Origin of the sequence: uncultured Negativibacillus sp. (assembly GCF_944388365.1) — a bacterium.
Classification (GTDB): Bacteria; Bacillota; Clostridia; order Oscillospirales; family Ruminococcaceae; genus Negativibacillus.
Genome location: NZ_CALXIN010000144.1, coordinates 1 through 3,838 on the forward strand (window position 1 = coordinate 1; position 3,838 = coordinate 3,838).

The window sequence follows — 3,838 nt, forward strand, 5'->3', positions numbered from 1 at the left end:
CTGCAAAATAAGGAGGATATGGTCAAAAAGATGGTGGCGCTCTCCGAAAAGTACCCGTTTGAACAGGTGGTTCCGATCAGCGTCCGCGAAAAGGACGGCACCGACCTGCTGCTCAAGCTGATTCAGGATCAGGCGCAGGAAGGTCCGCACTTCTTCCCGAGCGATACGCTGACCGATCAGCCGGAGAAAGTGATCGCCGCCGAAATCATCCGCGAAAAGGTGCTGCGCAACATGCGCGACGAGATCCCGCACGGAACGGCAGTGGTCATCGAGCGGATGCGTGAGCGCGCCGGCAAGGACATTCTGGACATCGACGCGACCATCCTCTGCGAGAAGGCAAGCCACAAGGGCATGATTATCGGCAAGCAGGGAAGCATGCTCAAAAAGATTGCCAGTGAATCCCGTGCAGAAATTGAGGCGTTTTTGGATACGCGCGTCAATCTGCAGTGCTGGGTCAAGGTGCGCGAGGACTGGCGCAACAGCGAGTTTTCGATCCGCGACCTGGGCTTTAATTAAAGGAAGTCTTTTTGGCAAAACTCTCATGGGAGATAAACACTTTTCTTTTGCTCAAAGATTTTTTTTAGTAAAGGATAATTACCAGGTGAAGAAGAAAACGCAAAGAGACTTGCCCAAGGTTGTTTTTTCACAAAACCTTCGGGGAAGCTAAACACTTTTCTTTTGCTCAAAGATTTTCTTTTAGCAAAGAAAATCTTTGGAGGAGACAAGCATTTATCTTTTGCTTAAATCTTTTTTCTTATAAAGTTAAGAAGAGCAAAACCCGAAAGGACTCACCCAAGTCTGTTTTTGGCAAAACTCTCATGGGAGATAAACACTTTTCTTTTGCTCAAAGATTTTCTTTTAGCAAAGAAAATCTTTGCAAAAACTGGCAGCGGATCGGCGGGTCTATCTCAGTGAGGTATGGGGAATACTTTCTGTATCGTCATGATACGGAGGGAATGAGATGAAACCAGATCCGAAAAATGCTTTGTCGGCATGGAAACAGTTTGAGCTGACCGGAAAGGTCAGCGATTATCTTCATTATTGTACGCTCAACGGCGAGGAAGGAAAGGACAACGATGCAGACGACGGCAACCGGCCTTGTGATCGGCGAAAAGATTCTCAGCAACGATAATCGGCTGATTACCATTCTGACCGCCGAGCTGGGAGTGGTGCACGCCTTTGTCAAGTCGATCAAAAAGCTGGGCGGGTCGATGGCTGCCTCCACCGATCTGTTCACCTATTCGTCCTTTGTGCTTTTTTCCAATAAGGAAAAATACAGCGTCAACAGCGCCGAAACGCTGCATCTGTTCTACCATCTGCGCGAAGACCTCGAAAAAACCGCGCTGGCGTCCTATCTGGCACAGCTTGCCGAGCAGCTTTGTCCCGAAGGAGAGGGCGCGCAGGAGTATTTGCAGCTGTTTTTAAACTGTCTGCATCTGTTGGAAACCGACAAACGCACACCCGACTTTGTCAAGCCGGTGTTTGAACTGCGGCTGCTCACCATGGCGGGCTTCATGCCCGATCTGGTTGGCTGTCAGGAATGCGGCGAGTATCAGGCGGAAAGCTTCTGCTTTTCGCCGTCCACCGGCACGCTGCTCTGCGGCAAATGCAGCCATGGTGTTGTACCGCAGGGTTACATCCAGATCGGCACGGCGCAGCTGGCTGCTATGCGCCACATCATCTATTCGGAAAACAAACGCATCTTTCAATTTAAAATGTCCGCGGAGGGACTGGCCTGTCTTGGCAGGATCACCGAGCTGTATCTGCTGACCCAGCTGGAAAAGAGCTTTCCCTCCCTTGATTTTTATCATCGTCTGCGCGATTTTGGCCTTTCGGTGCAGAACATGCAGACCGATGTTACACCAACCTAAGGAAGTGAAACCATGTATCAGGCACAACGGTATTTTCGTGCACTGGAGCTGGACAAGGTGCTTGCACAGCTGGCCGATCAGACCAACTGTGACGACAGCCGCGCTATGGCGCTGTCGCTGACACCGTCCACCGATTTTGAAACGGTCAAGGCTCTGATGCAGAAAACATCCGATGCATATATGCTCAGCGCAAGATATACGACGCCGGCTTTACATAAGCTCAAAAACTGTGAAGCTGCGCTGAAAAAAGCCGAAAAAGGCTCCAACCTTTCGCTGCGGGAGCTGCTGGACGTTTCGTCCGTGCTGCACAACATCCGCTCGGTCAAGGACTGGCGCAAACGCTGCGAAGGAGAAACCACCTCGCTGGATGTGCTGTTTGAGATGCTCACTCCCAATCGGGAGCTGGAAAATACCATCGACAACGCCGTCCTCTCGGAGGAGGTACTGGCCGACACTGCCAGCCGTGAGCTCGGTGAGCTGCGCCGCAAAATCAATCAGGCCAAGCTGCGGGTACGTGAGCAGCTCGACCATCTGATCAAATCGCCGACCCAGAGCAAATACCTGCAGGAGACGCTGGTCACCCAGCGAGACGGACGATTTGTTGTTCCTGTCAAGAGCGAGTACCGCTCCGAGATCAAAGGACTTGTCCATGACACCTCCGCCAGCGGCGCCACTCTGTTTATCGAGCCGATGGCGGTCGTCGAAGCAAACAACGAGATCCGTGTGCTGCAGGCCAAGGAAAAGAGGGAGATCGACCGCATCATCGCCGAGCTGTCGGTGCTGGTCGGCTCGTTTGCACATCCGATTTTATATAGCTACCGCGCTTTGGTCGAGATCGACCTGTACTTTGCAAAGGCATCGCTTGCTTATAAGATGAAGGCAAGCGTTCCGAACATCGTCAACACCGGCGAAATTGACCTCAAGCGCGCCCGTCATCCGCTGATTGACCCACAGAAGGTGGTCGCCACCGATGTTAACCTCGGCAAAGAGTTTAACACTCTGGTCATCACCGGTCCGAACACCGGCGGCAAGACGGTCACCCTCAAAACACTCGGTCTGATGACGTTGATGGCGATGTGTGGATTGATGCTTCCTGTCGCAGACAACAGCACCATCTCGGTCTATGAGAAGGTACTGGTGGACATCGGCGACGAGCAGAGCATCGAACAGAGCCTGTCCACCTTCTCGGCGCACATGACCAATATCGTTTCAATCATCGAGGAGGCGGACGCAGACAGTCTGGTGCTGCTCGATGAGCTGGGCGCCGGCACCGATCCGGTCGAAGGTGCTGCACTGGCGATTTCGATCATGGAGCGTCTGGCATTGTACGGTGCAAAGATCGCCGCAACCACCCACTATGCGGAGATCAAGGAGTACGCGCTGCAAACCGAGGGCGTTTGCAATGCAAGCTGTGAGTTTGACGTCGAAACGCTCAAACCGACCTACCGTCTGCTCATCGGTATCCCTGGAAAGTCCAACGCTTTTGCTATCAGCCAGCGTCTTGGTCTGCCGGAGGAGATCATCGAAGCCGCACGTCAGAATATCTCGGCGGAAAAGACCCGCTTTGAGGACGTGCTCTCCCAGCTCGATCAGGCAAGACAGGAGCTGGAGAAGGAGAAAGAGGAGGTCGACCGCTTAAAGGCAGAGCAGGTCGAATCCAAACGCAACCTTGAACAGTACAAACAGAAAACCTACAAGATGATGGAGCGCGAGCTGCAAAACGCGCAGGACAAGGCAAACCGCATCGTGTCCTCGGTCAAGGCCGAATCGGACAAGCTGCTGCAGGAGCTGGACGACCTGCGCCGCCAGAAGGAGAGCGAGGAGTTCTCCAAGCTGGTACAGGGCGCGAAATCTTCGTATAAATCGAATATCAACCGTCTGGAGGACATCGCAAATCCGGTCATCCGCCGGATGAAAGAGGAATACACTCCGCCGCGTCCCTTTAAAAAGGGAGATGTCGTCATGGT

Annotated in this window: 4 protein-coding genes; all 4 read left to right on the plus strand. The window is 52.9% G+C overall.

Annotated features, from left to right (window positions below; all coding sequences use genetic code 11):
- Window positions 1-516 (plus strand): GTPase Era (era, locus tag Q0L39_RS11210; protein WP_296629233.1); only part of this gene is annotated, 516 nt, incomplete at its 5' end.
- A gap of 445 nt (window positions 517-961) precedes the next feature.
- Window positions 962-1,132, plus strand: coding sequence for a hypothetical protein (locus Q0L39_RS11215; RefSeq protein ID WP_296629235.1), 171 nt, complete (start codon window positions 962-964; stop codon window positions 1,130-1,132).
- A complete protein-coding gene (gene recO / locus Q0L39_RS11220; RefSeq protein ID WP_296629237.1) occupies window positions 1,077-1,871 on the plus strand; it encodes a DNA repair protein RecO in 795 nt (264 codons plus the stop codon). The genes Q0L39_RS11215 and recO overlap by 56 nt, the downstream gene beginning before the upstream one ends.
- Before the next feature lie 12 nt (window positions 1,872-1,883).
- Window positions 1,884-3,838 (plus strand): endonuclease MutS2 (locus Q0L39_RS11225; protein WP_296629240.1); only part of this gene is annotated, 1,955 nt, incomplete at its 3' end.

Bases quoted from the DNA above. Each gene is read 5' to 3' on its own strand.
- Q0L39_RS11215 (WP_296629235.1), top strand. From the start codon at position 962: ATGAAACCAGATCCGAAAAATGCTTTGTCGGCATGGAAACAGTTTGAG.
- recO (WP_296629237.1), top strand. From the start codon at position 1,077: ATGCAGACGACGGCAACCGGCCTTGTGATCGGCGAAAAGATTCTCAGC.